Origin of the sequence: Maridesulfovibrio sp. (genome assembly GCF_965230075.1) — a bacterium.
Lineage (GTDB): Bacteria > Desulfobacterota > Desulfovibrionia > Desulfovibrionales > Desulfovibrionaceae > Maridesulfovibrio.
Map to the genome: position 1 here is coordinate 3,782,093 of NZ_OZ245945.1, position 14,766 is coordinate 3,796,858.

11 protein-coding genes and 1 tRNA gene are annotated in these 14,766 nt (G+C 47.2%); 4 read left to right on the plus strand and 8 right to left on the minus strand.

Going from position 1 to position 14,766, the window contains the following annotated elements; translation table 11 throughout:
* Nucleotides 1-2: 2 nt before the first annotated feature.
* The 7 genes from ACO05Z_RS17135 to ACO05Z_RS17165 all read right to left on the minus strand — a co-directional run bounded on the left by ACO05Z_RS17135 (nt 3) and on the right by ACO05Z_RS17165 (nt 9,915).
* Nucleotides 3-953 carry a respiratory chain complex I subunit 1 family protein gene (locus ACO05Z_RS17135; protein ID WP_421903402.1) on the minus strand — a complete coding sequence of 317 codons (951 nt, stop codon included), beginning with the start codon at nt 951-953 and terminating at the stop codon, nt 3-5.
* A complete protein-coding gene (locus ACO05Z_RS17140) occupies nt 953-4,717 on the minus strand; it encodes a proton-conducting transporter membrane subunit (protein ID WP_421903403.1) in 3,765 nt (1,254 codons plus the stop codon). Before ACO05Z_RS17140 ends, ACO05Z_RS17135 begins: the two co-directional genes overlap by 1 nt.
* A gap of 80 nt (nt 4,718-4,797) precedes the next feature.
* Nucleotides 4,798-5,466 (minus strand): Crp/Fnr family transcriptional regulator, encoded by a 669-nt coding sequence (locus tag ACO05Z_RS17145; RefSeq protein ID WP_421903404.1) that lies wholly within the window; start codon nt 5,464-5,466, stop codon nt 4,798-4,800.
* A 425-nt stretch (nt 5,467-5,891) separates the two neighbouring features.
* On the minus strand, nt 5,892-7,934 hold the full coding sequence (locus tag ACO05Z_RS17150) for a bifunctional DNA primase/polymerase (protein ID WP_421903405.1): 2,043 nt from the start codon (nt 7,932-7,934) through the stop codon (nt 5,892-5,894).
* A 5-nt stretch (nt 7,935-7,939) separates the two neighbouring features.
* Complete coding sequence (locus ACO05Z_RS17155; RefSeq protein WP_136675768.1) at nt 7,940-8,179, minus strand: helix-turn-helix transcriptional regulator; 240 nt, start codon at nt 8,177-8,179, stop codon at nt 7,940-7,942.
* Between the two features lie 102 nt (nt 8,180-8,281).
* Nucleotides 8,282-9,082 (minus strand): hypothetical protein, encoded by an 801-nt coding sequence (locus tag ACO05Z_RS17160; RefSeq protein ID WP_421903406.1) that lies wholly within the window; start codon nt 9,080-9,082, stop codon nt 8,282-8,284.
* Nucleotides 9,083-9,288: 206 nt separating this feature from the next.
* Entirely contained in the window at nt 9,289-9,915 is a 627-nt protein-coding gene (locus ACO05Z_RS17165) for a hypothetical protein (protein ID WP_421903407.1), read from the minus strand.
* Between the two features lie 101 nt (nt 9,916-10,016).
* Between ACO05Z_RS17165 and ACO05Z_RS17170 the strand changes: the two genes are divergently transcribed.
* Nucleotides 10,017-10,529: a CC0125/CC1285 family lipoprotein gene (locus tag ACO05Z_RS17170; RefSeq protein ID WP_421903408.1), complete on the plus strand. Its 513-nt coding sequence runs from the start codon at nt 10,017-10,019 to the stop codon at nt 10,527-10,529.
* 146 nt (nt 10,530-10,675) lie between these two features.
* Here the strand turns inward: ACO05Z_RS17170 and ACO05Z_RS17175 are convergent.
* Nucleotides 10,676-10,762, minus strand: a tRNA-Leu gene (locus tag ACO05Z_RS17175).
* A 201-nt stretch (nt 10,763-10,963) separates the two neighbouring features.
* Here ACO05Z_RS17175 and ACO05Z_RS17180 point away from each other — a divergent pair.
* From ACO05Z_RS17180 to ACO05Z_RS17190, 3 genes are all read left to right on the plus strand, one after another.
* Nucleotides 10,964-11,647: a DUF554 domain-containing protein gene (locus ACO05Z_RS17180; RefSeq protein WP_421903409.1), complete on the plus strand. Its 684-nt coding sequence runs from the start codon at nt 10,964-10,966 to the stop codon at nt 11,645-11,647.
* Nucleotides 11,648-11,718: 71 nt separating this feature from the next.
* Entirely contained in the window at nt 11,719-13,914 is a 2,196-nt protein-coding gene (locus ACO05Z_RS17185) for a SpoIIE family protein phosphatase (RefSeq protein WP_421903410.1), read from the plus strand.
* Entirely contained in the window at nt 13,911-14,765 is an 855-nt protein-coding gene (locus tag ACO05Z_RS17190) for a hypothetical protein (protein WP_421903411.1), read from the plus strand. The genes ACO05Z_RS17185 and ACO05Z_RS17190 overlap by 4 nt, the downstream gene beginning before the upstream one ends.
* The last annotated feature ends 1 nt before the right edge of the window (nt 14,766 follow it).

A 14,766-nucleotide genomic window follows, 5' to 3' on the forward strand; every position in this document is an offset into this window, starting at 1 on the left:
GCTTAATTAAGAAAATATACCAACCCCAGACTAAGGTAAGCCAGTGAGGAAGGATACTTTAAGAAAAAGATAAAGCCTTGCTCCACTCTGAGTCGTCCGGTGGAAGCCCTGAAGAGGGAGACTGAAACGATCATCAGTACAAGACATTTTAATAAGTGGAAAACAACATTGACTGCCGCCCCGCCAGGCAGGGAGCTAGGTAAGAACAGGGCAACACCTAGACTGAGCACTACAAACAGTTTTACGGCAGACATCAGGTTGAAAAGGGCTAAAAGGGGGCCGGAGTACTCAAGGATAGGGCCTTCAATGACCTCTGTCTCCGCTTCAGGAATATCAAATAGTCCAACTCCCATTGTTCCCGAAATAAAGACAAGGTATGCCAAAAATGCAGGGAGCATTAAGGGGTCTAGAATGAACGGACCATGTGAAAGCTGATAGTTGATGATCCCGTTTAGTGAGAAGTCTCCTCCGGCCCGGAGAGCGGTCGCAAGAAGGGTAACCAGAAGCGGAATCTCGTAAGCAAACATAATGATCATTTCACGGGAGAAGCCGAGAGCTCCGTAGGGGGAGCTTGAGGCTGAACCTCCCAGCATAAAAGCTATTGCCGGAAGGGCAAGCAGGTAAAGCAGGACAAATATGTCTGACGCTCCGGGAATTCCCGACCATGCGCCGCTTATGGGAACAATGGCGGCACAGGTCATGGCCCCAGCCAGTCCGAGAATCGGGGCAAGCAGGAATGTTGCGGAATTGGCTGTTTGAGGAATCAGGGTTTCCTTAGTGCACAGCTTCACGATGTCGTAGATAGGCTGCAAAAGAGGGGGGCCGACCCTGCGTTGCAGTCGGGCAACGGTTTTTCTGTCGGCTCCCTTGAGCAGCAACCCGGTTATGAGGGCGAAAATACCGCCTGGAAATATGAGCATTGCCGTTCCGGCGCTGATGTATCCTTCCAGCATTATGCTTTCTCCTTGAAGAACGGAATTTGGATGAGGCCTCGTAAGCGCTCTACAAATTGTAAAGGGGCTTCATATAAGTTTGAGGCCGAAACATTGGTTTCCTTTGGGGGAAGTTCGGTAACTCCACATAAATGGATTCCTGTCCGTCTGACTTTTCGGGATAAGATCCGGAGTAAAAGTATTGAAAGGCAGAGGGGAATTAACAACATGAAAGCCATGAGAGAGGCGTTCCATTCTCCAGAACCTCCGGTTATTCCACCCAAACTGGTCGCAATAGGGGTGATTCCCAGAGATGACTCGATTGTTGCAATGGGCTTAAGCAGCAGGCCAGGGAAGATTCCTGTCACAATACTGATAGCAGAGAGTATGCACATTGGTATAAGCATCGTGAGTTTTGCTTCTCGTATATGTGCATATTTCGGAGAGAGATGACCAAAGAATGCTGAATGCAAAAACTTGGCAAAATAAGCCAGAGTAAGCACGCTCCCGGAAAGTGCGAGGAGTGCGAGCAGAATTTCATTTTGTTCAATCAGAGCTGTGTAAAGAATCCATTTGGAAGTGAAGCCACTAAAAGGAGGAACTCCGGCTGCAGAAAGAGCGCTGATTCCGAAAGCAAGGGTTGTCAGTGGCATGCGCTGCCCGATGCCGCCCAGTTCATCCAGTGAGTGGGCATGAGTTCTGTACATCAAGGCTCCTGCACACAGGAAGGCGAGGTTTTTAAAGACCATATGGTTAACCAGATGCAGCATTCCCCCAGCTATTCCCAATGAGGTGCCAAGGCATATTCCCAGCAGGATGTACCCCATCTGACTGACAGTGGAGTATATGAGTACAAGCTTTATGCTTGAATGGGTTACGGCTTTGTAGGCGGCATAGAAGATTGTCACTCCGGCAATCCACGCGGATATATACATTAACCCCTGCATTTCAGGGCTTGGTAGAATGCCGTGACCAAGGACAAAACAAAGCAGGATAAATCCGATGGGAGCACTTTTCAGTAGTACTGCTGAAATGTATCCGCTGATGGGCGTGGGAGCCGTTGACGGGTGCATCTGCCAATCAATACGCAGCGGAAGCATGGCCGCTTTCATCAGCAACCCTATTCCGATTAGGCCTATAGGGAGCAACCAGGTGGTAGCGGGGATATCCGGTAAGGCTTGTGCAATCTGCTGAAGATCGTAACTGTTTGATATATTACCGAGCAGGAGAATACCAATAAGCAAAACTGAAGCTCCAGCCATATTAAACAGGAAGTACTTGCTTCCTTCAGCGAGAGCATCCTGACTTTCTTCATGAATGATTACGAAGAAAAGTGGCCAGCTGCTCATTATTTCCCAAAAGGCAAAAAAATTGAACAGGTTGGTGGATAAAGAGAGTCCAATCAGGCCACTGATCATAAAGAGGCTGCTTCCATAAAAGCGCCATTGGGTGTGGCTGTGGTCCATGTAGCCGGCCGAGTAAATAAAGCAAAGGGTGGCGGAAGCGACGACGAGTAAAGAAAAGGCCAGTGCGTAGGGTTCCGTTTCAGGAGTAGTCAGCAATAAAAGCACGCCTGTCATGGCGGTTAACACGGCAGCTGCAATACCTTGAGAACGGTTGCTACGCAGGAGCGCTATGACTGCCGCCCCGGCAAGGGGAAGCAGCGTAGCAACAGGCCAATTCAATGTAAGGTCAGGGAGGAGGTCGACAGTTCGCCATGTCGCTTCCGCCGCGAGTGAGGCTTTATTCATCCACAGTTTCGGTTGGAGACCGAATATTATACACACGGCAGCCAGAGCCATCATGCCCAGTTGCATGGTCATGGGGGCTTCTTTGACCTCCGAGTGCACACACGACTGAAAAAATAGAACTTTAAGCAACCGAGCATAGTACATGATTCCGATCAGGCTACCGGTAAGGATCAAACCGGCGATGATATATGAATCAGTCTGAACTGCGGCGTGGAGCATCAGGAATTTGCTGATGAATCCGTTGAACGGGGGCAACCCCATAATGGATAGTGTGCCGATGGCAAACCATGCGCCAGTAAGGGGCATTTTTTTACCCAGTCCCGATAACTGGTCTATGCTCTGAGTTCCCGCTCGCAGGATAAAGGCACCGGCGGAAAGAAAGAGCAGACTTTTAATGACGGCATGGTTAATTATATGTCCCAGAGCCGCAGTCGTTGTCAGCCCAGAGTCAATTCCGAGAATAAGGGCAATCTCGCCGACTTGTGCCAGAGTGGAATAGGCGAGCATTCGTTTAATGTCGTTCTGACGGAGAGCCTTAACCTCTCCAATCAGCAGGGTGCATGCTCCGGCCATCATTGTCAGTTGTGGCAGTATTGACGCTTCGGTTGCTATCCAGATCGGAACGGCCCCGCTTGCAAACAGCGGTATGAACTTCAGCAGTCCGACAATACCCGCCTTGGTCAGGATTCCTGACATTGGGGCGGAAATTGATGAAGGTGCTACAGGGTGAGCATCCGGTAGCCATGAATGAAAGGGGAATAGCCCTGCCTTTACACCCAGACCGACAAAAAACATTACTGCGATACACGCCATTACTACAAGAGGCATCGATTCGACCGGCATATATAAAGATGCGATCTCGAAACTTCCTGAGTATGAATGCCACAAGAGTATGCCATAATGCATGATACAAGCCCCAGAGACACACATTATGAAATATTTATACCCCGCTCTGAGGGCTTTTTCTGTTTGCTTGTGAATGACCAGAAGGTAGGACGTCCAGGTCATAAGTTCCCAGAAAAGGTAGAAAGTCCCTAGATCAGAAGCCGTCGCAACCCCGATTAGAGAGCCGAACATCAGAAAAAGAAAGAAGAAGTAGCGGTTTGAGTGAGGACGGTTTCCGACATACCCGATGGAATACAGGACCACGATGGAACAGATGAATGTATAGAGGAGCGCGATTAAGGCAGATAGTTCATCTAGCCCGGAATGCAGCCATAAAGTGCAGATTGAGGCTAAAGTCGTCAGCGATATTAATATATTTCGTAATTTATATGAATATCTACCCACTAGAAAAACTGCGAATGCTCCCAGATAGGGAACAAGGACAATTGTGGGCCACGGCTGTTCAAAATGAGGAAGTCCGGAGGTTTGGTGTGTGCCTAAAAGGTCCAGTGCCAGTTCTTCACAGGCATGGATAAGCGGTTCCGGAGAAATTGTCAGCAGAGCTGTTGTTGCAGCAAGAGCTACGCAAATAATTCCTGTAAACGAGCAGGCGTCAGCATATTCAGTAGCCGACTCATCTACGGATATTTTTTCAAAGCATACAGCTTGTATAACCTTAATGATATACATCGCCGCAATGATGGTTCCCAGTGTGCAAGCGGCAGCAACTATATAGTTTCCATTTTCAATGGCCGCATACATAATCACGAATTTGCTGATAGCACCTTTGAACGGGGATAGGCCCATGAAAGAGAACATAGCGAATCCGAATAAGACCGAGGTATAGGGCATGGCCCTATGAATACCTCGGAGGTTATCGACATTCCATGAACCGGCGTGCATAGCCAGCCGATAAGCTGCTAAAAAGCACAGTCCGCGTATGACAGACTGGTAGGTGAGGTGGAGCAAAGCTCCTGCCGCACCTGATACTGAAGCGGTTCCGAAACCGATTAATAAATATCCGCATTCAGCCAAGGTTGAAAAGAGAAGCAGCCGCTTAAGATTCTTTGCTGAACTGAGAGCCAGCACTTCACCCAGGACCAATAAGATAGCCCCGGCGACCAAGGCAGTCTGAGAAGTAGAGAACATCTATAAAAACCTCCTGCCAGTGTGATAAAACTAAAGCAGGAGATCTTTCTGTCCGGGTTTTGACAAATTAGAATTTTAAATCAGAAAGGAAGTTGAGCTGCCTTATTTAGCTTTTCCATGTCGGGGATGAAGAAAGTGCCTCGGCGCACCTTTTCAATAAGACCAGATTTATACATCCCATTAAGAAGTGTTGAAACCATTTGGCGCGATGCCCCTAACATTTGAGCAATTTGTTCTACCGTCAAGCTGGTTTCAAGGATCACTCCCCCATCACCTTCCTTGCCGTTGGAAAGTGCTTCTTCATATAGAAATAAAGCCAGCCTCAATTCAGTATTGCGGAATGCAAAACCGTCTATGATTGAGAATGAACTGGATAAAAGCTCTCCAAGCACTTTGACCATTGTCATGGTGAATTCACTATGGGATACGGCTATTCTATGAAATTCATTAACAGGACATACGAACATACTTCCATCTTCCAAGGCTTCGCAGCTCGCTCTGGTGTGACTACTATAAACATCTCCAGGACTTAGAATAGAAAGTAAGAATTCTCTTGATGGCGAAGACAAAAAAATCCGCACTCTGCCTTCTTTCAGAATAAAGACGTAATTCTCTTCCGTGTCAGGAGAGTTTAGAATTTCACCTTTACGAAATTTGCGAATGCGGAAAGCCTTCATTATATCGGCATGTTCTGGAGCTTCAAGAACCTCAATCAGGTCAATGCTGGAAAGTTTCATTTTGGACTGCATTGTGCCTCCTTTAGGCTGAGGTTCTGATGTGACGCTTTGTATCTCTTGGATTGCCTCTAGGACCATATGGTATTGGGAATTAAGCTTATATACCATAAAAGGTTCCTTAACAAAACGAAGTAAGAAAATTTTTGTTAGATATGAAACTCTAAAGCTTCATGTATCGTCTGAGCGTGTTGTTCGCCCATTTTTAATTACTCCTTACGTTATCCAATAGACAAATACTGTCATCTGCCTGACATATTTAAACCAATTAGCAATGATTGGGGACGGCGATTTGGATGGCCGATGAATCGCCATTTACCGACTCATTACTTATTCTTTTTCAGCGCGAATTTCGCGAACTTTGCGAATTTACTAATTCAATATGAAGTGTGCGAATTTTGCTAACTTACTCGCAACGCACTTTGAGTAAATTCGCAAAATTAGCTTTTTTCGCATAAATAAAATATTTTTCGTGGTCTTCCTCCTCCTTGCGGCTTCACTTCTTCGATTCGGATATTTTTACTGGCAAGGAGGTTGTTCAGGGCCACGGTCATCTTTCGCTTTGAAATGTGGTTCCCGAAAAATTTATATAGACCGGAAGTATCCAGCTTTCCGCTAGACTCCTCCAAAGCTTCCATAATTTTCTGACAAGTCGAATCACTTTCCAGTCCTGCAAAGATGAACCGCGCTGACTGTTCGCAATAATCCCAAAGAGCAAGGGCCGCTTTCAAATGAGGGAGCCGAACGCTGTCACTTCCATCAAGCAAGGCGTAAATCAGTGCAATGCGCCGGACATAAGCTTCGGAGCGGTTAAGCACCGAACCAAGCAGATCTGCACGCTCTTTCGCCAGCAATGGATATATGTTTCCCCATTCTGCCTTAGCTTCAGGATCAAAATCCATCTGAGAACATACTTTCGAGGACTCCAGCAATGAATGAAGCTTCTTTTGAAACGACCTCACATGTTGGCTGTCCAAAGGTTCAGGAAAAGGAATCAATTTCGTTCTGCGGACGCAGAGCCATAGGAAACGGTTTGCAAAGCCATTGAAGATCTCAACCCGATCAAGTCGAGCGTGCAGCTCTTGCAAAGTAATATGGGTGGTAATGGCAACATGCGGATTTGTTGCCACCAGCTTACTTGTTTTGGTCAGCGGCTCGATGGTTCCGCCATCAAACAGGGTACGGACAATAGTTGAAAGCGTGTTGCCTTCCCGCTTTGTACAGGCCAGAGCCCCGGCAAATTCCTGATCAAGGATAAAAAGACGTTTGTCATCAACTCCGGGGTCCATCGTAATCTGTTCGCCAACTCCGGTGCTTTTATCCACATGATATTTAAGTTCCGGGTCACGTATGGCATGGATCAGGCCCTCACCACTGGACAGCGGTCCTTGAGAAGTTTGTGCCGAAACCCATTCCTTTTCATTGAAGGCGAACAGTTCCCGAATAGGAATGGATGAGGTGCCTTTACGCGCTTTCGAACTCTGCCCAACCAGCACGGCATTTATCCGGCTGTACTGCTTTTCTCCGGCAAACATGTGCGGAGACTGCCCGACCTCAACCCCGAACCGACAGAGAAAAGTCGCGAGGACGGCAATAGGATCAGCTTCAGACTTCTCCACCGCAAATTCTGCAAATTCTCCAGCAAAGCCGTAAAAAACCGCTTTGTCCGGGATCGGCCACGCTGAGGTGGTTAGCCCTGAATATGGATTGCTTTCTTCCACAACCTTCTTTCCGGCCTGTACTCCGCTCTGAAGAGTCCGTTGAACTTCCTTCGGTCCCAGACCTGTTTGTAACGCTGCTTTGGCAATAGCTTCAACATTCCCGCCATCCGCCTTCCCTGAAGCAATGTCCTTCCCGACCTGAAAAGCGACCTTGTTTAAAGAATCGTTTCGGGTTCCTTTCTCTACCTGCAGTAGGGATTGAACATATGCAGGTTGTTTTGTCTGTGAGTTGGACCCTGAGCCATTAAGAATAAGCTCTACCAGCCAAGCAGGAGCTTCAGCGGGAGAACATTCGGTTAACCATTGGTAAGAATCACCCGAAACATGAACCGATGGCGGTAGGATAATGTAACCGCCAGTTCCCCGGATATCGAGCCCCTTGCCGATCTTGCTGGCAGAGTTGCGGATCTCAATATCAGCAGGCTGTATGAAGAATAGATGCCGTCCCCCACTCCCGGTTCGCTGGGTTAATGTTTCGGGTAGTGGTGAGTTCTGACTTTCAAGCAAAGCAAGCGACTCTTCCCCGTGCGGTGGATCAATATCCAGAACAAAACTGTTCGCTCCGGTCGGGCTGCCTATATTTGCCTGTGGAAATTGCTGCCACCATTGGGTGATTTGATTAAGGTCGTTAGTCGCGCTCTTGAATCCACCGGAAACGCAAGGCCGCTTTCCTGAACATGGGAAGACGGGGAGCCCCTGCTTTGCATAGAACAAAGCAGCATCGGCAAGCGTCATAGTTGATACGGATGAAAGGGAGATCATTAAGCCTACCCCTGCAACCAGTTTTCAAGCCATGAAATCAGATCTTCACGCAGATATGCGACTCGTCTGCCGCTTTTGATGCTTTTCGGACCTCGCCCTTGGGAATCCAGATTAGCAAGGTAACCGCTTGAGATCAGACCGCCGAGGTAAAGTTTTACATCCTTACGGGCAATAATCGGGGGAAGGGTTTTGTGCAGGATTGTCAGATCAGCACCGGAAGACTCATTTGATTCTTTGATTGGCATAAGTGTTAACCTCCAAACATTTGTTAAGATGAGTGAAGGTTAACACTGTCGGGATGGCTGTGCGGAAAATTGGGAGAGTTTTTTACCCTGCGCTAAATGCCGTTAATCAACGCTATTCACGCCGTTGGGATTATTTGGGAGATTCTTCTTGTATCTGGATAGGTAGTTTTCAAATGATTTATACATAATCCTTACAGCCTCATCATGCTCCAAATACTCACGCCAAAGTCTGGGAGTCAGGGGACCACTGGAATAGAAAAGTTTCTCCTCATGAAGGACAACTTGAAAATCATCAAAACACACTGGTTTTTCGGGTGAGGATTTATCTTTAATAATATTCCAAAGGCTACGAGCAGACATTTTGCGTTCAACTCCGAGATGGTCGCAAAGCATAGCGAACCATTCAATATTCTTCTCGGCCGTTTTTACAGGAGCCTCGCCCTCAGCTTCTTCCTCAAAACGGGGAAAAGTTTCAACCGCCCAGTCATAAAAATCTTCAACGGTAACTGCCAACTCATGCAGGGATGATCTTGAAATCCTTTTGTCTTCGTTGAAGTCGTCCAGCAGATCATTCGAGATGGCTATGATTTTGAGAAGTTGTTGGATTGGTAAGTAATTTTCATCTTCTTTAAGAATGCCCGGAGATGGGACAGAGACATGGCTTAAATCGATATCAGCAAGATTTGTATAAACAACGATTGGAGAAGCTTTAAGCATCTGCTCAACAATCTTCATAGGGAACAGAAAAAGGCTTCCGTGTGCTCTATCTTCGAGCAGGGATAGGGATAATTTCAAATGCCTTTGTTCACGCGAGAAGGATCTTACGTGGTTGAGCATGTCTTCTGCGTATATGGTCAGATGGGTTGGCCTTTTGTGCCAGTGGTATTCAGGTGTAAGAGTCAAGATACCCACCACAAATAAGAATAATCATTTTTTCTACCAACAACAAAAACACCCCAATGAATATTTACAAAATCCCAACCCCATTAATCAAACAAAGATTTAACCCCTTAAAAATCAACGTCCTCAATTTCTGAAGACATTGAAACTATATTTGAGGCGTAGACCTTTTTTGAAAAACACTCTTGGTCAAATGTTGCGGGAAATTTTTATTTCGGCCAGTAGACAAAGGCGTAGATAAAAAAGACCAAAGCCAGACAATCCTTTGAAAACAAAATCATCAAAAAAGCATCCCTGCCAGACCAATCAAGAACTAAACCGTCCTGAACATAATATTTCTGGTCGTAATCATACATATCAGGGCACTCTTGAAATTGAACTCTCCGCTGTTCTATGGCTTCGTTAATTTTAGATTTTATATCTACAAACGCCTTAACCTGCCAGCTATAAAATTTTGCATAATGCAATGTATCCTCATTTGTCCATTCAAGAGGCGTTAAAGCAAACTTTTTGTTAAGCAAAAACCTTGGATATTGCACATAATACGCAGCCTCTTCTTTTGTTTCAGCAAGGCTTGGTTCAACATCAACTACCCAAAAAAAAGCAGAAGAAAAAAACTTGTCTACGCCCTTGCCAATCAAAGCCAAAAAAGCCCACAAAATTTGTAGAAAGACAACCGCAGCTAGAACTTTTAAGAGTGGGTGCCATGAGTAGTCGGATAAGACACCAATAGGAATTAGAACACAAAACCATTGCAAAACGAAAAAAAACAAATAAATAGGGAAGCCAAGAAGTACAAACAGTTTTCTAGCCCTATAATCAAGCATTCCAAACACTTTTCCTCCAATCGCTGACAAAGACGCGTTATAAAACATCTCACAGCGCTGCTTTTTATATTTATAAAATTACTGTACATGTCAAGCAGGAGGTAACTTTGATGAAATTGCGCTTCGTTTACATATTAGCATTATTTTTAATTTTGGCAGGGTGTGCAACCCCATACCAAAGCGATTGGATTAACGGCGGATATACATCAACACAGCTCGATCAGAATGTGTTTGTCGTCAGTTTCAAAGGTAACGGATTCACTAAATCAGACACAGCAGTTGATTATACTCTGCTAAGATGTTCCGAACTTACATTGGAGAATGGGTATAAATATTTTGTGATTATTGATAGTAGTCAAGACAACAAAACCAGCTCATACACGACACCAAAGACGTATCGCACAGATTTCAATTCACGTACAAATATTAACAACTACGGATATGGGACATCGGCATACACATACGGAACTGCCACCACAATGGAGTCTGGAGGGCAAACTTTTACAACCTCAAAACCAAGAATAAAGAATACAATCGTATGCTTTAAAAATAAACCTGCTGGATTTGCCTACAATGCGGAGTTACTCAACAAGTCCCTTAAGCAAAAGCACAATCTGAACTGATTTATTCACAAAAGCACTTAAAAACTTTCCCACTCAAAAGACTTTTTATCCCCCTCCACACCTCAAAAAAGTTGTACAGGAGTTGTACAAAACACAAGACACAAAAAAGGACTTACAGCCATAATGCTGTAAGCCCTTGTATTATCTGGTACCGGGAGCGAGACTCGAACTCGCAAGGGCGTGAACCCGGCGGATTTTGAGTCCGCTGCGTCTACCAATTCCGCCATCCCGGCATGCGTGAGGGATTGTTAATATTAGATGACCTTACGACTGTCAAGAGCATTTAGCAAGATATGGGCAGGATTACATATCTGCTATCCGCAACTCAATCTCCTGACTATTCAGCGCTGATCATACTTTGCTCTATTGTAAAGCGGCTAACTCAATGCTATTTCTAACTTCCTTTCATTAATTTTCTACAAAAAGAGTTTCCCATGATCCCAATCGGCTCACTGGTCAACGGTGCCGCCATCATCGGCGGTTCCATCATCGGTATTCTCCTGCACAGCAGATTTCCTGAACGCATCAGGGAAATAATCTTCCAGGCACTGGGCCTCGGCGTCCTGCTGATCGGTATTCAGATGTCACTGAAAGTCGAAGATATTCTTGTGGTTATTTTCAGCCTGATCATCGGCGGTATTGCCGGAGAACTGATGAGACTGGACACCCTTTTTGAACGCGGAGCCGGGTGGCTCAAGAAAAAAGTCGGCTCAAAGGACACCGGATTTATCGACGGCATGATCACCGCTTCCCTGATCTTCTGCATCGGGGCCATGGCCATTATCGGTTCATTTGAAGAAGGCATCAACGGAGACACCACCATCCTTTTCACCAAAGCCATGCTCGACGGATTCGCCGCCATCGCCCTTGCCTCCTCTTATGGAGTCGGGGTGCTCTTTTCCTTCATTCCGGTCGTCATCTACCAAAGTGCTCTAACCTTTTTTGCAGGATCTTTTCAGGAATGGTTCTCACCGCTGATCATTGCCCAGCTCACCGCCACCGGAGGGCTGCTCATCATTGGTATCAGCCTGACCCTGCTCGATATCAAGCGCATCAACCTCGCCAATCTGCTGCCCTCTTTGGGAGTGGTCATCGCGCTCACCGCCATGTTCAACTAAATTCACAATAAGCGGATGTTTTAAACGTTTTCATCATTGAATATTAAGATTGGATAGGTTCTAATACTATTATGAAAATCCGCTGGAAAATGCTCATCATTCTGTTGACCTTTTCCCTGACTCCTTTGTTCGTGCTCAAAACCCACGGGCTGAATTCACTTAAGGATCTGGGGGCTGATCTGCAGACCCAAACCCGCGTGACCCTGCTTGAACGGGCCACCCAGACCCTTGCTGATCAGGCTGAGGGGGCAGCGGTCATGGTCGACCTTGAGGAACGGCTCTACCGAACCACCCTGAAAAGCATTCAAGGCGAAGCTGAACTACGCCTGACCGATAACGACACTGCGCCTGTAGTCAAAGAACCATACATCACAACGCCCAACAGAAGCTTCAACCAACCGGAACTCATTCACAAACCGGAATACAAAAAAAGAGCTATGATGGGCAAAGGTATGTCCCAAATGGGACAACATACCACCATGGCTGCCGTGCAGCGCGGTGATCTCATTGACCTGCCCATAACCCTCAACCATATTTCTTTCTGGCTGCCTGAAGGCGTGTCCCGCAAAGAAACTGATACTGAAATCAATAGAATTGCTCCGCTGCTGGATGATTTTATATCCTGCGCCGCAGCATTACAGAGCCTTGTTCTCTGGCAGGAAATTGTTCTTGAAGACGGCTTGGTTGCCACCTACCCGGGCCATAATTCCTTTCCCCGCAAGTACGACCCCCGGAAGCACATCTGGTACAAAAACATTAAGAATGACCCAGCCATGGACTGGACCCTGCCCACCCCGGACCCGGCAACACGTACCCTCTGCTACAGATATTCAGCACCGATAATGGAAAACAACAAATTCATTGGTGCCACTTCCATTGTCATCCCGGTAAATACAATCATAGAAGGCTCTTTTACGGGAACTGAAACCAAGGCCGCCGAGATCATGATGGTTTCAACCGGCAGCGATGAAATTTACCGGGAGAACTCACTTCTTGTGGTGGGTAAAATCGGGGACAACGCTGAGATTAAAGTACCCCATGGGCCGATGGGAAGATTCTGGCTGCGCCCGCCAGAACCGGAATGGCTGACAGAAGACACCCCGGAATTCAAAACTCTCATTCGGGACATAAACGAAGAAAACTCCGGTGTTCTGCACATGAATTACAAGGGAATCCCATCCCTGTGGACTTACAGCCCGGTCAATACCCATCTGGCAATTCTGATCATCACCCCGGTCCATGAATTCACCGCCGAAGCGGACGAAGCGGAACAATATGTCCGGGAGAGTATAGCCAACCAATACGAAGGAACATCCCTGATCGCATTAGCGGTCATCATTTCCATCGCCATCGTGGCCTATTTTGTTTCCCAAAGCCTCTCCACCCCCATCCGCAGGCTTTCGGAAGCAATGATCAAGGTCGGAGAAGGCGACTGGGATGCCCGGGCGGACTTCCACTCCAAGGACGAACTGGGTGATCTTGCCCAGAACTTCAACTATATGGTTCCGCAACTGCGTGAGCATTCTAAAATCCGGCAGGCCCTGAGTCTGGCCGATGAAGCCCAGCAATCACTTTTCCCGAAAGCCCCACCGGAAGTAGATGGAGTTGATATCGGTGCACGCTGCACCTTCTCCGAACAGACCGGTGGCGACTACTACGACTTTGTGGGCTGCGCCACCTGCGGACCGCACACATTCGCCACCGTTATCGGTGACGTTTCCGGGCACGGTGTCAGCGCGGCCCTGCTTATGACCAGCGCCCGTGCCTACATGCGGGCTCTTTCCGGACGCGGTAAAACACTTGTGGAAGCAGCAACGGAAGTAAACCGGCTCATAACCAAAGATTGTGCCCAAACCGGGCATTTCATGACCATGTTCATGGCCGTCTGCAATGCTCAAGAACGGACCGTGAACTGGATCAGGGCCGGACATGACCCCGGAATGATCTACACCCCGGAAACCGATACCTTTGACCAGCTTCTAGGAGACGGACTGGCTCTTGGCGTGGATGAAAACTATCCCTACCGCGAGTACCTGACCCAAATGAATCAGGGGCAGATTCTGGTACTCTACACTGACGGAATCTGGGAAGCACACAGTCCCGCAGGCAATCAATTCGGCAAGGACAAGATGCAACAGGTCATTCGGGACAATTGCCATAAATCATCACAGGAACTGGCCGACATCCTGCTTATTGAAGTAGCGGCCCATCGAAAAGGTCTTCCGCTTGAGGATGACTGCACAATTATCGTGGTAAAATTCTTATGAAATACTCAATATACGAACTTGCAACATACGCATTCGATCCCCTCCACGCCTTCTGGCAGAATGAAAGGACCGAAAGAGCGGTCGCCGGAATCCTGATCGGCTGTTTTCTGGCGGCTCTGCTGGGCATTGAATTGGGCAGGCAGGGGTTGCTGCCCGCAGCAATTGCCGCCAAGACCCCGACCAGTCACTATGCCGCTGTAGGCATTGCCTTCACCCTTGTTCTGGTGCTGGAGGTAATCAGTTTCATCTTTGTACTGCCCTGCTCCTTTTCCAAATCCGTGGGCAAGCAGCTTGAAATTCTCTGCCTGATCCTCATGCGCAATTCTTTCAAGGAACTGGTCAATTTTCCAGAACCGATCACCTTCACCGGCAACATGACACCCATTTACCAGATTCTTTCAGACGGAGCCGGAGCCTTTGTCGTCTTTGTATTGCTGGGAATATACTACAAGGTCCAGAAATCCGGACCAACCTTGAAACCGGCATTTAAATTCAGTTACGTTGCCAGCAAAAAACTGGTCGCCCTCATGCTGTTGGGCCTTTTCATGGGTCTGGGAGCATACGTATTCTATTGTTCAGCCAAGGGGCTGCCCAGCTTTGACTTTTTCAGTACGTTCTACACCATCCTGATTTTCAGCGACATCCTGCTGGTGCTCATTTCCCAACGTTTTCTTCCGGCATTTCACGCTGTTTTCAGAAATTCAGGATTCGCGCTGGTCACCCTGTTGATCAGGCTTGCACTTGCGGCCCCGCCCTTCTACAATGCAGCTCTCGGGGTTGCCTCGGCCGGCTTTGCGGTCCTCTTAACCCTTGCATATAACACATTTTATATAAACAAAAAGGAATCCTGAA

Coding starts and splice junctions, on each gene's coding strand:
- ACO05Z_RS17135 (WP_421903402.1), bottom strand. CDS start 953: ATGCTGGAAGGATACATCAGCGCCGGAACGGCAATGCTCATATTTCCA.
- ACO05Z_RS17140 (WP_421903403.1), bottom strand. CDS start 4,717: ATGTTCTCTACTTCTCAGACTGCCTTGGTCGCCGGGGCTATCTTATTG.
- ACO05Z_RS17145 (WP_421903404.1), bottom strand. CDS start 5,466: ATGCAGTCCAAAATGAAACTTTCCAGCATTGACCTGATTGAGGTTCTT.
- ACO05Z_RS17150 (WP_421903405.1), bottom strand. CDS start 7,934: ATGATCTCCCTTTCATCCGTATCAACTATGACGCTTGCCGATGCTGCT.
- ACO05Z_RS17155 (WP_136675768.1), bottom strand. CDS start 8,179: ATGCCAATCAAAGAATCAAATGAGTCTTCCGGTGCTGATCTGACAATC.
- ACO05Z_RS17170 (WP_421903408.1), top strand. CDS start 10,017: ATGAAATTGCGCTTCGTTTACATATTAGCATTATTTTTAATTTTGGCA.
- ACO05Z_RS17180 (WP_421903409.1), top strand. CDS start 10,964: ATGATCCCAATCGGCTCACTGGTCAACGGTGCCGCCATCATCGGCGGT.
- ACO05Z_RS17185 (WP_421903410.1), top strand. CDS start 11,719: ATGAAAATCCGCTGGAAAATGCTCATCATTCTGTTGACCTTTTCCCTG.
- ACO05Z_RS17190 (WP_421903411.1), top strand. CDS start 13,911: ATGAAATACTCAATATACGAACTTGCAACATACGCATTCGATCCCCTC.